The organism is Pontivivens marinum (assembly GCF_900231835.1).
Taxonomy (GTDB): domain Bacteria; phylum Pseudomonadota; class Alphaproteobacteria; order Rhodobacterales; family Rhodobacteraceae; genus Pontivivens; species Pontivivens marinum.
In genome coordinates this window covers 94,202-107,894 of record NZ_OCTN01000007.1, presented here as the reverse complement: position 1 = coordinate 107,894, position 13,693 = coordinate 94,202, and the positions used below count along the sequence as shown (strand labels likewise).

Here is a 13,693-nt window from a genome sequence, read left to right as displayed (position 1 = left end):
GTTTGACATGGAAATCACGAGCACAAGCCAGAGCGCGGCCAGTACAACAGCCACGCAAACATCCAACACATCCCCCACGACTGATTTCGAGACATTCCTGACCCTGCTGACGACCCAAATGCGCAATCAGGATCCCCTGAACCCCATGGAATCCACACAATTTGTGGAGCAACTGGCGACATTCACCTCGGTCGAGCAGCAGATCGAAACGAATACCAAGCTCGACAACCTGACTGCCGCATTGACGGCAAATGACACAAATGGCTTGGCCGCATGGCTAGGTCGCTCGGTTTCGGTTCTGGGTCAGGCGCAATATTCGGGGGAACCGGTTGAGCTTAGCTTCGATACTCCGCCCCCAAATGGCGCCCGACTGATTGTGCGCGACGCAATGGGAGAGATCATCGCCGATCACGCCTATAGCGGTGGCGCATGGAGCGGTACTCTACCCACAGGGCGTGAAGTGCAGGAAGGTGTTTATGATTTCGAACTGCGCAGTTCCGTCGCGGATGGCGATCGCGTAATCGCATATCCCTATACCCATTCGCGAGTGGAAGAGGCCCGAATGTCGCAGGACGGTGCTGTGCTGATATTGGCCGATGGACGCAGCATTTATGCGCAGCAGGTCGCGTCGATCCGCGACTAGTGGCTAACGGGCGGGGCCATACCCCGCCCGCAAAATTTCACATCAAACGAAACGGTTTACCCAGTTTTCGAGCTTTTCCTGACGCCCCGAAATCGGCGTTGGATTCAGGCCGTCACGCAATACGCGGGCCTCAATATCCTCAAGGGTTTCGGTCTTCAGCATATTTTGTGCATCTGCACCGTTCCAGCCAGCGTAACGGTCGGCCAGAGCAGCCTCCATGCCGCCATCCTCAAGCATCGCAACAGCCGCCTTAAAACCACGGGCGCAAACATCCATGCCACCAACATGCGCCGCAACCAGATCCTCCGCATCCAGGCTCTGACGACGCAGTTTCGCGTCAAAGTTGGTGCCGCCAGTCGTAAAGCCACCGCCCTTCACGATGTGGTAATAGGCCAGCGCAACCTCGGGCACGTTATTCGGGAACTGATCGGTATCCCAACCGGACTGATAATCGTTCCGGTTCATATCGATGGAGCCAAAGACACCCAGCGATTGCGCCAAAGCGATTTCATGCTCGAACGAGTGACCGGCCAAAATTGCGTGACCTTGCTCAAGGTTGAGCTTCACTTCGTTTTCCAGACCGTACTTTTTCAGGAAGCCGTATACAGTCGCTACATCGTAATCATACTGATGCTTCGTAGGTTCCTGCGGCTTCGGCTCGATCAGGATTGCACCCTCGAAACCGATCTTGTGCTTGTAGTCTACGACCAGATGCAGGAACCGCGCGAGGTGGTCCAGCTCCGTGCCCATATCGGTGTTGAGCAGCGTCTCGTACCCCTCACGACCGCCCCACAGGACGTAGTTTTCACCGCCCAAACGCTTGGTCGCGTCCAGACAGGTTTTGACCGTCGCCGCGCCAAAGGCGAAAACATCGGGGTCTGGGTTGGTCGCTGCGCCGCTCATATAACGACGATGCGAGAACATGTTTGCGGTGCCCCACAACAGTTTCGGCCCGCCCTGCTCCATCTTTTCCTCAAAGATATCGACGATGGCGTTCAGATTGCGTGTGTTTTCCGCGAAATCCGCGCCTTCGGGGCGAACATCAACGTCGTGGAAACAGAAATAGGGCGTGCCGAGGATGCGGAACATGTCGAATGCGGCGTCCGCCTTGACCCGCGCTGCTTCTGCCCCGCCATCGAACCATGGACGGTCGAATGTGCGACCACCAAAGGGATCGCCACCCTCCCATGCGAAACTGTGCCAATAGGCCACGGCGAAGCGCAGGTGCTCCTCCATCCGTTTACCCATGACGATTTCGTCGGGGTTGTAGTGGTGGAATGCCAGCGGATTGTCACTATCCGCGCCCTCAAATGCGATTGGGGCGATGCCCTCAAAATAACTCATGAATTCAAACTCCTGATAGCTGTTGACGCCATGCGATAACGGGCATGTGCATCCTCGAAAGCGTTGACGAGCGCGCGATCCGGCTCAACCGTGTGGTGAATGCTGGGCGGTGTTGCGATTTCCGCGCCCACGCCCTCAGCCGCCATCAGTCCCAAGCGAGCAGCGCCAAACGCACCGCCAAAATCGCCTGAAACCGGCACATCCAGCGCCAATCCCGTGGCATTCGCCACGATTTGCAGCCAATGCGGCGACAGCGAACCACCACCTACAGCCGTTGCACGCTCCAGCTTGGTTCCCGTCGCGGCCAGCGCGTCGCGGCAATCGGCAAAGGCAAAGGCAACGCCCTCCAACACCGCGCGCGTCATGGCCGAACGATCAACCGCATGTTCCAAGCCAACGAATGATCCGCGAACCGCTGCATCATTATGTGGCGTCCGCTCACCACCCAAATATGGTAAAAACAGCGCAGAACCCGGTGCCTGCACATCGCCCAAACCGGCAGTTAGCGCAGGCGCGGTCGTGTCACAGATTTTCGCAAACCAGTTCAGCGCATCACTCGCCGCCAGAATTACGCCCATCTGGTGCCAACTATTTGGCAATGCATGGCAGAATGTATGAACAGCCGATGCCGCATCCGGCGCGTAGCTGTCATTCGCAGCGAACAGCACACCGGACGTACCCAGTGATAGAAACGCATCGCCCGCGCGAACCGTCCCCATGCCAACAGCGGATGCAGCATTATCACCCCCGCCACCAGCAACGACCACGGTGTTCGAGAAGCCCCAGCGGGATGATAGTTCGGCACGCAACCAACCCGAAACCTGCGATCCCTCAACCAATCGCGGCATATGGGAGCGATCCAATCCGGTCGCCGCAAGCAGGTCATCGGACCAGTCCCGCGCGGCGGTGTCCAGCCAACTGGTTCCGGCCGCATCCGACATTTCGGCAACGTGTTCACCAGTTAGCCATAGGCGCAGGTAATCCTTGGGCAGCAAGATTTTCGCAATTTGGTCGAAAATCTGCGGCTCATTTTCACGCACCCATTCAAGCTTTGGCGCTGTAAAACCCGGAAAAACGATATTGCCCGAGATATCCCGAAATCTAGGATCGGCGTCCATATGCGCAGCTTGCACATGGGACCGCGTATCGTTCCACAAAATGCAGGGGCGCAGTACGTTATCCGCTGCATCCAGCAAAGTCGCGCCGTGCATCTGACCTGACAGGCCGATGCCGCGCACCGCTGACAGATCATGCTGGGCGGCCAATGCGTCCAAAACGTCCTCCGCCGCGCGCAACCAATCGGCGGGTTGCTGCTCGGACCAACCGGAATGGGGGCGCTGCACGTTCAGCGTAGCAGTGCTGTGCCCGACAACCGATTGGTTCTGATCGATAAGTACGCCCTTTAATCCGGACGTACCCAAATCCAATCCCAAATACATCAGGCTGCTTTCTCAGGCTGCTTGCCCAGAATGATCATGCCCAGCACGTCATCCTCGGTCACATCGGCGACATTTTCCGTTCCGACAAGCTGACCGTTTTTCATAACGCTAACGCGGTCGCACAGCTTGAATACATCCTGAATATCATGCGAAATCAGGAAGATACCGATGCCTTGCCGCTTTAGCTCCTCAATCAGTTCTGCCACCATCTGCGTTTCATGCACGCCTAGGGCGGCAGTCGGCTCATCCATGATCAGGATTTTGGCGTTGAAATAGACCGCCCGCGCGATTGCCACAGACTGACGCTGACCACCGGATAGCGCCGATACGGGTGAGGCGAACTTCTTGAAGTTCGGGTTGAGACGCGCCATGATCTCGCGCGTTTCAGCCTCCATCGCATCATCATTGACGAGACCAAAGCTGTTCGTGATCTCACGTCCCAGAAACAGGTTCGAGGCAGCATCCAGATTATCCGCCAAGGCGAGCGTCTGGTAGATCGTCTCGATATTGTTGGTACGCGCATCACGCGGCGAATTGATCGTGACCGACGTGCCATTGATGCAGATTTCGCCGCTATCAGCCTTGTACGCGCCGGACAGGATCTTGATTAGCGTGGATTTACCGGCGCCGTTATGGCCCAACAGGCCCACAACTTCACCCGGATACAAATCAACCGAGACATCATCCACAGCCTGAACGCCACCAAAGGCAATCGAAATGTTCTTCATTTCGACGAGAGGGGTTCCGAATTCCATAATCTCAACTCCTCTCAAAGACCGGCACGGCGGCGATAGATGATGTCCACCCACACGGCCAAGACCAGCACCGCACCAACGATGATGTTTTGATAGGGCGCATCAACGCCAACCATCGCCATACCCGATTGCAGGGATTGCATAATCAGCGCACCCAGAATGGCGCCATAGATCGTACCCAAACCGCCCGACAATGCCGTGCCGCCAATAACCGCAGCCGCAATCACGCGCAGCTCGTCCAGTGTGCCGATATCATTGGTGTGGTTCGTCAAACGCGCCGAGGCAACAACAGCGGAGATCGCGCACAGCGCCCCCATGATCGCGAACACCTTGACCGTCAGCATGCGTGTATCAATACCGCTCAGCTCTGCCGCATCAGGGTTTCCACCGGTGGCAAAGATATAGCGACCCAGCCGTGTGCGGCGTGCAATCACCGTCATCACGATCGCAATAACAATCAGCAGCAGTGCGGAGATCGGGATACCGTAGCCCATTTCCAGACCCTCGGGCATCACCTCACCACGGGCTGCGAATTGACGCGCCAGACGGGGACCGGGGATTTGGTAGCTGTTGATGATCAGAATAAAGCCGAGGATCGACACGGTGAAGATCGCACCCAGCGATATTTCAGCCCAGCGTGGTTTAACCGGAAAACCATGTGCGGCCTTTGTCCGGCGCGATTGCACCAGCATAATCAGCGCACCAGCCGTCAGAACGGCCCCGACGATCCAGCTCCACGTTTCACCCAGCGTTCCGTTGATACCGCCGAAAATCGCGAATGTCGGGTCTAGCGGGCCAACCGTCTGGCCATCCGTCATGTGCCACGCAACGTTACGCCAGACCAGCAGGCCGCCAAGCGTCACGATAAAGGCAGGGATCGTCAGATAACCAATCATCCACCCGTGGAAGGCGCCAATTGCCGTACCAACGATCACACCCGCAATCACCGTGAATATCCAGATGAAGGGGGACCCCAGCCCGAAAATCTCGGGCAAATACTGCGTTTGCAACATCGCCATCGCAGCGGAGCAAACACCCAGAACCGAGCCAACGCTCAGATCGATATGTCGCGTTACGATCACAAACACCATTCCGGTTGCCATGATGGCCACGGACACTGTCTGGATTGTAAGGTTGAAAATATTGCGTGGCGTCAGAAAACGTCCGTCCGTAAAGGCCGCAAACGCAATCCAAATCACGAGCAGTGCCGCGATCATTCCGATCAGGCGCATATCCAATTCCAGCGCGGCCAAACCCTTACGCTGGGTTGTTAGCGGCCCGGATGTGCCAGCGTTGCTGGTATCTGTCTGGCTCATTTTTCCATTCCCTGAATACAGGTCGCACCGCCCCGCGCGACGCACGAGGAGACCTGAACATTAAGCCCCGGCACGATGGCCGGGGCGGTGCGATTTTACGATCGTTCGTATCGATCAGTTGCAGGCGTCAACGGTGCCAGCGGCAACGTTCTGGCACAAGCTTTCCTGTGTGATCCAACCTGCATCAACAACAGCGGAGAGGTTGGCGCGGGTAACAGGAACAGGCTCCAGGAACTCAGCGTTCATCTCGGTCCCGGCTGGCGAGGTCCATGCCTCAGCGCCGTCAACATCAGCCATTGCGGTGCCACCTGCGAGGGCAACAGCAATCTCTGCCGCTGTGCGACCCAGATCACGGGCATCTTTCCATACGGAAACAGTCTGCGTACCCATTGCAACGCGGTTCAGCGCAGCGTGGTCGCCATCCTGACCCGAGACAGGAATACCGTCCATGCCCTGTGCCGTCAGCGCAGCAACTGCGCCGCCTGCTGTACCGTCATTCGAGGCAACAACCGCATCAACGGCGTTATCCTGAGCGGTCAGTATCTGCTCCATGTTGCGCTGTGCGTTCGCTGGCAGCCAGCCATCTGTATAGGCCTCGGCAACGATGGTGATTGCGCCGGAATCGATCGCGTCCTGCAAAACTTCCTGCTGACCACCACGCAGGAAATCTGCGTTCGGATCGGTTGGCGAGCCCTTGATCATCACGTAGTTGCCCTCTGGCTGTGCCTCCAGAACGGCGCGTGCCTGCATGCGGCCAACCTCAACGTTGTCGAAAGTCAGGTAGAATGCGCGGGAATCTTCGATCAGGCGGTCATATGCGACGACTGCGATGCCCTCATCAGCGGCCTGCTGAACTGCCGGCCCGATTGCGGAGGAATCCTGTGCCAGAATGATAAGCGCGTCTGCACCCTGTGCGATCAGCGATTCAACATCGGAAAGCTGCTTGGACGCGGAGGATTGCGCATCAGCCGAGATGTAAGTCGCGCCAGCTGCTTCGAGGGCAGCAACGATTGCAGCCTCATCAGTCTTCCAGCGCTCTTCCTGAAAGTTGGACCAGCTTACGCCAACGGTCAGATCCTGTGCGAGGGTCGGAGCAGCAAAGCCAGCGGCAAGAGCCACAGCAGCTGCGATTGTTTTCATCGTGTTCATTTTTCTCTCCCAATGATCCCGGTTAGCCACGATTCGTCGTGAAGTCCGAGAATGTGAGTGCATATTGGACGATTTAATTCATATGTCAAAAAATATTTGACGCTGATACGGTAGAAATGCACTCTTCGCAGGCAGAAGGTGCATATTTTGCATACTTCGCACTCGCAGCAATACCGACTCAAAGCGCTTTAAATTGAACGGATGAATTTAATGGACAGTGAACTGCTCGGATACGGCCCTCGCGGTTTACAAAGCAGCGCCCGCGACGAAACCGCTACCGAGCGTGTTTTTCAGCAGATTCGCGCTGATGGAGAGACCGCCCGCGTCGATATCGCCCGCGATCTGGGCATCAGCCCTGCAACTGTCACGACAATTACCGCCGATTTAATGGCCCGCGGTTTGATTGAGGAAACAGCGGCCCGCACCAATGCCACCGTTCGCGGCCGCCCCCGCGTCGCGCTGCAATTGCGCGCGCAGGCCCATGTGGTCGCGGGACTAAAGCTGGGCGATAAGGTCACAACCCTGGTGCTGCTGGATTTTCAGGGGCGCCAATTAGCTGAAACCGCGCTGCGCCAACCATTACACTTCGCTGACACCAATACTATTGTGCAGCTGATCAGCAAGGCTCTGGATCAGGCGCTCGCACAGGCGGGTCTGTCACGGGCGGATCTGTCCGCTATTGGGATCGGCGTTCCGGGCTTTGTGGATGCGCAACTTGGGCTGGTGCATTGGTCCCCAATTCTGGACCGCCGAATGGTCCCATTGCGTGCCTTGCTTGAGGATGCGCTGGATTGCCCCATCGCCATTGATAATGACGCGAACCTGCTGGCTCTGGCGGAATTGTGGTTTGGCGTTGGCCGCTCAATCCGCGATTTTATCGTTGTCACAATCGAGCAAGGTGTCGGCATGGGCGTCGTGATTGGCAACCAGCTATACCAGGGGACGCGTGGTTGCGGGATGGAATTCGGCCACATGAAGGTTCAGCCCGAGGGTGCATTATGCCGATGCGGCCAACGTGGCTGCCTGGAGGCCTATGTCGCCGATTACGCCCTGCTGCGAGAGGCAGAAATGGCCCTGCCCCTTGTGCCCGCTGGCAGCCCTGACCGCCTGGAAAAGCTGTTTGGAGAGGCAAAGGCCGGTAACCTTGCCGCGCAATCCATTTTCCGCCGTGCGGGAAAGCTGTTCGGCATCGGCCTCGCCAATATCGTCAATATTTTCGACCCCGAACTGGTGATCCTGTCCGGCGAGCAACTGCGCTATGACTACCTTTACAGCCGTGAGGTGCGGGAGATGATGGAGATGAACTCACTCGAACTGGGTCATCCCCCCGTCGAATTGCGCCTGCATAAATGGGAGGACCAGCTCTGGGCCAAGGGGGCCGCTGCATTTGCGCTGGATCGCGTTTCGCGCCGCGTGCTGGTCGGAGGAGCGCAAAATGCGTAACCACCTGATTTCAGGCATCTGCCTTTTGGCGGCAAGTTCGGCGCATGCACAGCCTACATTCGTAAATGACGCCCCGTTGCAGGATTTCACTCATATTTATGGCGGCGGATGGGAACATTTCGTCGGCGGTGGCGTGGCGGCATTTGACTGCAATAATGATGCTTTGCCTGATTTGTTTATGGCAGGCGGTGAAAACCCTGCGACGCTGGCACGCAATACATCCAGCATTGGTGGGCCGCTGCGCTTCACAGCAGAATCCACTGGGATCACTGGTGTAACAGGCGCGTGGCCGCTGGATATTGATGGCGACGGCATCCTAGACCTTGCCGTGATGCGCGCAGGCCCAAACCTGTTATTGAAGGGCGGCGCTGATTGCAGCTTCTCCCCTGCCCCATGGTCATTCGCAGCGGAGGATCGCTGGTCCACCGCCTTTACCGCCACATGGCAGGGCGATGGCTTTCCTACGCTCGCGGTTGGAAACTACGTTGATCGCAGCAACCCCGACGGCCCATTCGAGGCATGCGACAGCAACCAGCTCTACCGGCCCAATGGCGCGGGATATGCGGAACCAGTTCTGCTTGAGCCAGGATTTTGCCCGCTTTCCATGCTATTTTCTGACCCACTGCACAGCGGCACGCCGCAACTGCGTGTTTCCAACGACCGTCATTATTATGTGCGCGGCGGGCATGAGCAGATGTGGCAACTCACACCGGAACTGCGCGAGTTAACCGCCGAGGATGGCTGGCAGGCCCATATGCTATGGGGCATGGGCATCGCGAGCAGGGATCTGGATGGCGACGCCGTAGCGGAGGTCATGCTAACCTCGATGGGCGATCAACGCCTGCAACTGAATACAGGCGGTGCTGGCTGGGTGGATGCGCCCTTTGCCACGGGCACGGCATCGCAGCGGCCCTATACTGGCGGCGACGGGCGGCCTTCGACTGGCTGGCATGCCGAATTTGGGGACGTCGACAACGACGGGCGCGATGACCTGTTTATGGCCAAGGGCAACGTCGATCAAATGCCCGACGCCGCCACCCATGATCCCAACAACCTGCTGCTAGGGCAGCCGGACGGCACATTTACTGAGGTCGGGATGACAGCAGGCATCGCCACGATGCAGCGCAGCCGTGGTGCCGCCGTGGTGGACCTGAACGCCGACGGATTGCTGGATATCGTGGTGATGAACCGGCGCGCAAATGTTGAGCTACAGCGCAACACGACCACGGACGCAGGTAACTGGCTTGCCATCGACCTGCAACAAAGCGGCGGTAACACCCGCGCGGTCGGGGCCTTTATCGAGCTGCAAACAGCGGATCGCACCTATTGGCGTGAAATCACCGTTGGCGGTGGGCATGGCGGCGGACGCGCGGTGCCGGAACATTTCGGGCTGGGCGACCATATCTCAGCACGCGCACGGGTTCACTGGCCTGCTGGCGGTATTTCGGAATGGCGCGACCTGCCCGCCGGTCAAGTCGCGACGTTCAACCGTTAACGATCAATTGGCAGGCCGCTTGGCACGCTATCCGGTATGCCAAGCCGCCCGTCGATGCTGCCCCGATCGGTCAATGCACCCAGAAAGGCGAGTATCTGCGCAACCTCCGCATCGCCTAGTGCGATCGGGGTTAGTGCAGATGCATCCGTGATAATCGCCGCGTCGGCATCCGTATCGAAATGGTCGTCAAACCCATCGGGCAGAACGACTTGCGTCTGATCCCAACCCTGCGCGCCAAGGTGATGGCGCACCACGCCCTCCAGCGTCGCAAAGGCACCGTTATGCCCATAGGGCGCAGTTGCCGTCACATTGCGTAGGGATGGCGTACGGAATGCGAACATATCAGCCAGATCGCCGGTGACACGGCTGCGCCCCTCATCCCGATTATGGTTTTCGAAACGCGCGGCCTTTCCCGGCCCGAATTGCGGCATCCCTATCGCATGAAAGGCATGATCCGTTTGCAGCGGCCCCGCATGGCAATCCGCGCATCCCGCCTGCCCGTAAAACAGCTGTCGCCCCGCATCCGCCTGCGCGCTCAATTCAACCTCACCTCGCAAGAATTGATCAAACGGGCTGTCATCCGCACGCCATTCCCACGCCATAAAGGCAGCAATAGCGTTTGAAATATCGGTGAAGTCCAAGGGGCGCTCGGCCAGTTCAGGCAGAGCCGCATCGAAACGATCCGCATAGGCCGGCAGCGCGGCGACACGCGCGGTTAGCAAGCTCCACGCACCGCCCTGACCTGTAATTATGCCCTGCCGCACGGCGCGCGAAATCTCGTTCTCGGAATAATGCCCTGCCATCTCATCCGCGCTGAGCACGGGAAACATCGTTTGCGCGGACAATACGCCCGAGAAGCCGGACACCATATCGTCCTCAATCGGCGAGCGAATGCCCGACGGGCGCGTATCGTCCTGCTCCAACCGGCCATCGTGAAACAGCACGGTGAATTCGCGGGCGCCAAGGTTGAACAGTGCTGGTGCATTGCGCGGGATGCGCTGCTCGGGCGTATTCTCACCGGTGATGTGCCGGTCAGGGCCTAGGCCAACGCCGCCCTCACCCACCCCCAACGACAGGCCGTCAGCCGTACCGAAACGCGGATGGTGACAGGTCGCGCAGGATATATTTTGGTTGCCGGATAATATCGGATCCCAAAACAAATCCCGCCCGATTTCAACAATCGCCGGATCAACCGTGACGTAATCGGCATCGATTAACGGCGCAAAATCTTGCGCGATTGCGGGTGCGGCGAACAGGCTGAGGAGAAGGTATCGTTTCATGGCGCAACTGTGCCGTCACATGTGCCATCTGACAAGCATATGTCGAGGCGGCTTCATATCCGGCAAATTTCGGCCCGCGCCTCATCTGACAATGCATCACACATCTGCCTAACAGTGCGCCCAGTGATCGGATGCACCCAATCAGGCGCGACATCTGCCAGTGGAACCAGAACAAAGGCCCGCTCATGCAGGCGCGGATGTGGCAGGATCAATTCATCCGGTGCAGCAGGCGGAGTTTCATTGATAGGCATATCCATCCACCGCTGAACCGTCTGCCGATCCGGCAGGGTTTTCGCCCCCGATCCCAGCAGGTCCAAATCACAGGCGCGCGCGGCCCAGCGACGCCCACGGACACGCCCCAGATCAGCCTCGATCCGGTGCAGAATTTCCAGAACTTGCTGCGGGTCCAGCGCCGCCTCAACCCGCGCCGCAGCATTCGCAAAATCAGGGCCAGACCCAACCGGCCATGCAGGTGTGGCATAAATCGGGCTTAGCTCAGCAACCCTCAACCCAGCCGCGCCCATCTGCGCAACCGCATGTGATAGCGTCTGCGCCGGTGCGCCAAATGGCCCCGGTAAATTGGCGCCTAGCGCGATCAAATGCATCACGTCGCGATCCCCTTCCAATACCTCTTTGCACGTCAACCCCTTTTTCATAGTGTGTAAGTATTGCACAAGGAGTCCGCCCCGTTTTTTTACGCGGACACATCTGCCGAATTGGAGATAAGATGTTTTACCGCGACGAAAAACTAGCATTGTTCATTGATGGCGCGAACCTATACGCCGCATCAAAGGCGCTAGGTTTTGACATTGATTACAAACTGTTACGCACCGAATTCATGCGTCGCGGAAAATTGCTGCGCGCATTTTACTATACCGCCCTACTGGAAAACGATGAGTACTCACCTATTCGCCCGCTGGTGGATTGGCTGAACTATAACGGCTTCATGATGGTCACAAAACCGGCCAAGGAGTTCACCGACTCGTTAGGTCGACGCAAGGTAAAGGGCAATATGGACATCGAACTTAGTGTCGATGCCATGGAAATGGCCCCGCATATCGATCATATGGTCTTATTTTCCGGTGATGGTGACTTTAAGCCGCTGGTCGCAGGGATGCAACGTCAGGGCGTGCGCGTGTCGGTTGTTTCAACCATACGATCGCAGCCGCCAATGATTGCCGATGAATTGCGCCGACAGGCCGATAATTTTATCGAACTTGAGGAACTAAAAGACGTCATTGGGCGCCCCCCTCGCGCCGAAGATTGATCCGCGCCGGTTTATCTGCCCTCCGCAGCACGCTATATAAACAGCAGCGAATTACGGAGACGCCGATGCCGCCCCTGACCATCTACCTCGCCGCGCCACGCGGATTTTGCGCAGGCGTTGATCGCGCCATCAAGATTGTGGAAATGGCCCTCGAAAAATGGGGGGCTCCAGTCTATGTCCGCCACGAAATCGTGCACAACAAATACGTCGTGGACGGGCTGCGGGATAAGGGCGCTATTTTTGTCGAGGAACTGGACGAATGTCCGCTGGATCGCCCCGTAATCTTCTCGGCGCATGGCGTCCCGAAAAGCGTTCCTGCCGCAGCAGAGGCGCGGCAAATGTTATATGTGGATGCAACCTGCCCGCTGGTCAGCAAGGTCCATATCGAGGCTGAACGCCACCACGGCAACGGCCTGCAAATGGTGATGATCGGGCATGCTGGTCACCCGGAAACAATCGGCACGATGGGCCAACTGCCGGATGGTGAGGTTCTGCTGGTTGAAACGCCTGCTGATGTCGCGACTCTGTCACCGCGCGATCCTGAACAACTGGCCTACATTACCCAAACGACCCTTAGCGTGGATGACACGGCCGAGATTGTAGCCGCGCTGAACGCACGGTTTCCGCGGATTGTTGGTCCGCACAAAGAGGATATCTGCTACGCCACCACCAATCGTCAGGAGGCGGTAAAGGCCGTCGCGCCGATGGTCGATGCATTGCTGGTGATCGGGGCGCCGAACTCATCCAACTCCAAACGCTTGGTCGAGGTGGGATCGCGCGCCGGATGTGCCTATTCACAATTGGTGCAGCGCGCAGCTGAAATCGATTGGCGCGCTATTGATGGCATCTCCTCCCTCGCAATTACCGCCGGGGCGAGCGCGCCTGAAATCCTGATTGAGGAAGTCGTTGACGCGTTCAAAGCCCGCTATGACGTAACTGTGCAGATTATCGAAACCGCTCAGGAAAATGTTGAGTTCAAGGTGCCGCGCGTTTTACGCAGCGCGACCGCCTGATCACTCAACGTAGGCGTAAACGCTGGCATCAGAAACACCCAGATCCATCTCATGCATCGGCAGATCGAAATCCCATGCCACGTCGGTGTTTACGCAACGCTCACGTGCAGCAGCAAGTGGTGTCATATCGACGTCATAGGTACGCCCAGCCAGGGTCAGCTTGCCGTGATCCAGCATATCCGCAGCAAGCGTACGATCGTTGGAGGTGCTTGCATCTGTGTAACCGCAGAGCTGCGAACCACCGCGTCCATTGCCAACCAAACGATAACGAATTTGTGCGGCGGTATCAGGAAGTTGCTGCGAGAAGTACAGCGCGTGCAATGAATTGCCCTGCTCCTCCATCGCCGCCATCATGGATTCAGACATACAGCCGGAGATCAGGCCTGCTGCCAACAGGGTTGCTGCGCCTTTGTAGATACCAGTCATAATCGTTTTCATTGTACTCTTCCCGCATTTTACCTGAGAGGGCGAACGTTTCCGGGGGGGGCCGGAAGGCTTATTCGTTTCTCTTAAACTCACCTTAGTTGGGGTTTTCACGTAACGTCACAC

At 57.7% G+C, this 13,693-nt stretch carries 13 protein-coding genes; 5 read left to right on the top strand and 8 right to left on the bottom strand.

What is annotated here, in order from left to right; genetic code table 11:
- Window positions 1-7 precede the first annotated feature (7 nt).
- Window positions 8-643 carry a flagellar hook assembly protein FlgD gene (locus CR254_RS14605; protein WP_097931250.1) on the top strand — a complete coding sequence of 212 codons (636 nt, stop codon included), beginning with the start codon at window positions 8-10 and terminating at the stop codon, window positions 641-643.
- A 42-nt stretch (window positions 644-685) separates the two neighbouring features.
- On the opposite strand, the gene xylA is transcribed toward CR254_RS14605, so the two are convergent.
- From xylA to xylF, 5 genes are all read right to left on the bottom strand, one after another.
- Window positions 686-1,987 carry a xylose isomerase gene (gene xylA / locus CR254_RS14600; RefSeq protein ID WP_097931248.1) on the bottom strand — a complete coding sequence of 434 codons (1,302 nt, stop codon included), beginning with the start codon at window positions 1,985-1,987 and terminating at the stop codon, window positions 686-688.
- Complete coding sequence (gene xylB, locus CR254_RS14595) at window positions 1,984-3,426, bottom strand: xylulokinase (protein WP_097931246.1); 1,443 nt, start codon at window positions 3,424-3,426, stop codon at window positions 1,984-1,986. Before xylB ends, xylA begins: the two co-directional genes overlap by 4 nt.
- The gene (locus tag CR254_RS14590) at window positions 3,426-4,181 is read right to left on the bottom strand and encodes an ATP-binding cassette domain-containing protein (protein WP_219618026.1); all 756 of its coding nucleotides are present in this window, start codon (window positions 4,179-4,181) and stop codon (window positions 3,426-3,428) included. The genes xylB and CR254_RS14590 overlap by 1 nt, the downstream gene beginning before the upstream one ends.
- 14 nt (window positions 4,182-4,195) lie before the next feature.
- Entirely contained in the window at window positions 4,196-5,497 is a 1,302-nt protein-coding gene (locus tag CR254_RS14585) for a sugar ABC transporter permease (protein ID WP_097931244.1), read from the bottom strand.
- Window positions 5,498-5,611: 114 nt separating this feature from the next.
- Window positions 5,612-6,637 carry a D-xylose ABC transporter substrate-binding protein gene (xylF, locus tag CR254_RS14580; RefSeq protein ID WP_180956028.1) on the bottom strand — a complete coding sequence of 342 codons (1,026 nt, stop codon included), beginning with the start codon at window positions 6,635-6,637 and terminating at the stop codon, window positions 5,612-5,614.
- 219 nt (window positions 6,638-6,856) lie between these two features.
- On the opposite strand from xylF, the gene CR254_RS14575 reads away from it, so the two are divergent.
- Both CR254_RS14575 and CR254_RS14570 read left to right on the top strand, forming a co-directional pair.
- Window positions 6,857-8,089 (top strand): ROK family transcriptional regulator, encoded by a 1,233-nt coding sequence (locus tag CR254_RS14575; RefSeq protein WP_097931242.1) that lies wholly within the window; start codon window positions 6,857-6,859, stop codon window positions 8,087-8,089.
- Window positions 8,082-9,584, top strand: coding sequence for a CRTAC1 family protein (locus CR254_RS14570; protein ID WP_097931240.1), 1,503 nt, complete (start codon window positions 8,082-8,084; stop codon window positions 9,582-9,584). The genes CR254_RS14575 and CR254_RS14570 overlap by 8 nt, the downstream gene beginning before the upstream one ends.
- Here CR254_RS14570 and CR254_RS14565 read toward each other — a convergent pair.
- Window positions 9,581-10,864 carry a cytochrome-c peroxidase gene (locus CR254_RS14565; RefSeq protein ID WP_097931238.1) on the bottom strand — a complete coding sequence of 428 codons (1,284 nt, stop codon included), beginning with the start codon at window positions 10,862-10,864 and terminating at the stop codon, window positions 9,581-9,583. The genes CR254_RS14570 and CR254_RS14565 overlap by 4 nt on opposite strands.
- A 53-nt stretch (window positions 10,865-10,917) precedes the next feature.
- Window positions 10,918-11,469 (bottom strand): 2-amino-4-hydroxy-6-hydroxymethyldihydropteridine diphosphokinase, encoded by a 552-nt coding sequence (folK, locus tag CR254_RS14560; RefSeq protein WP_097931346.1) that lies wholly within the window; start codon window positions 11,467-11,469, stop codon window positions 10,918-10,920.
- A 122-nt stretch (window positions 11,470-11,591) separates the two neighbouring features.
- On the opposite strand from folK, the gene CR254_RS14555 reads away from it, so the two are divergent.
- Both CR254_RS14555 and ispH read left to right on the top strand, forming a co-directional pair.
- Window positions 11,592-12,131 (top strand): LabA-like NYN domain-containing protein, encoded by a 540-nt coding sequence (locus CR254_RS14555; protein WP_097931236.1) that lies wholly within the window; start codon window positions 11,592-11,594, stop codon window positions 12,129-12,131.
- Between the two features lie 65 nt (window positions 12,132-12,196).
- Window positions 12,197-13,144: a 4-hydroxy-3-methylbut-2-enyl diphosphate reductase gene (gene ispH, locus CR254_RS14550; RefSeq protein WP_097931234.1), complete on the top strand. Its 948-nt coding sequence runs from the start codon at window positions 12,197-12,199 to the stop codon at window positions 13,142-13,144.
- On the opposite strand, the gene CR254_RS14545 is transcribed toward ispH, so the two are convergent.
- Window positions 13,145-13,582, bottom strand: a complete 438-nt coding sequence (locus CR254_RS14545) for a hypothetical protein (RefSeq protein ID WP_097931232.1) — start codon at window positions 13,580-13,582, stop codon at window positions 13,145-13,147.
- Between the last annotated feature and the right edge of the window lie 111 nt (window positions 13,583-13,693).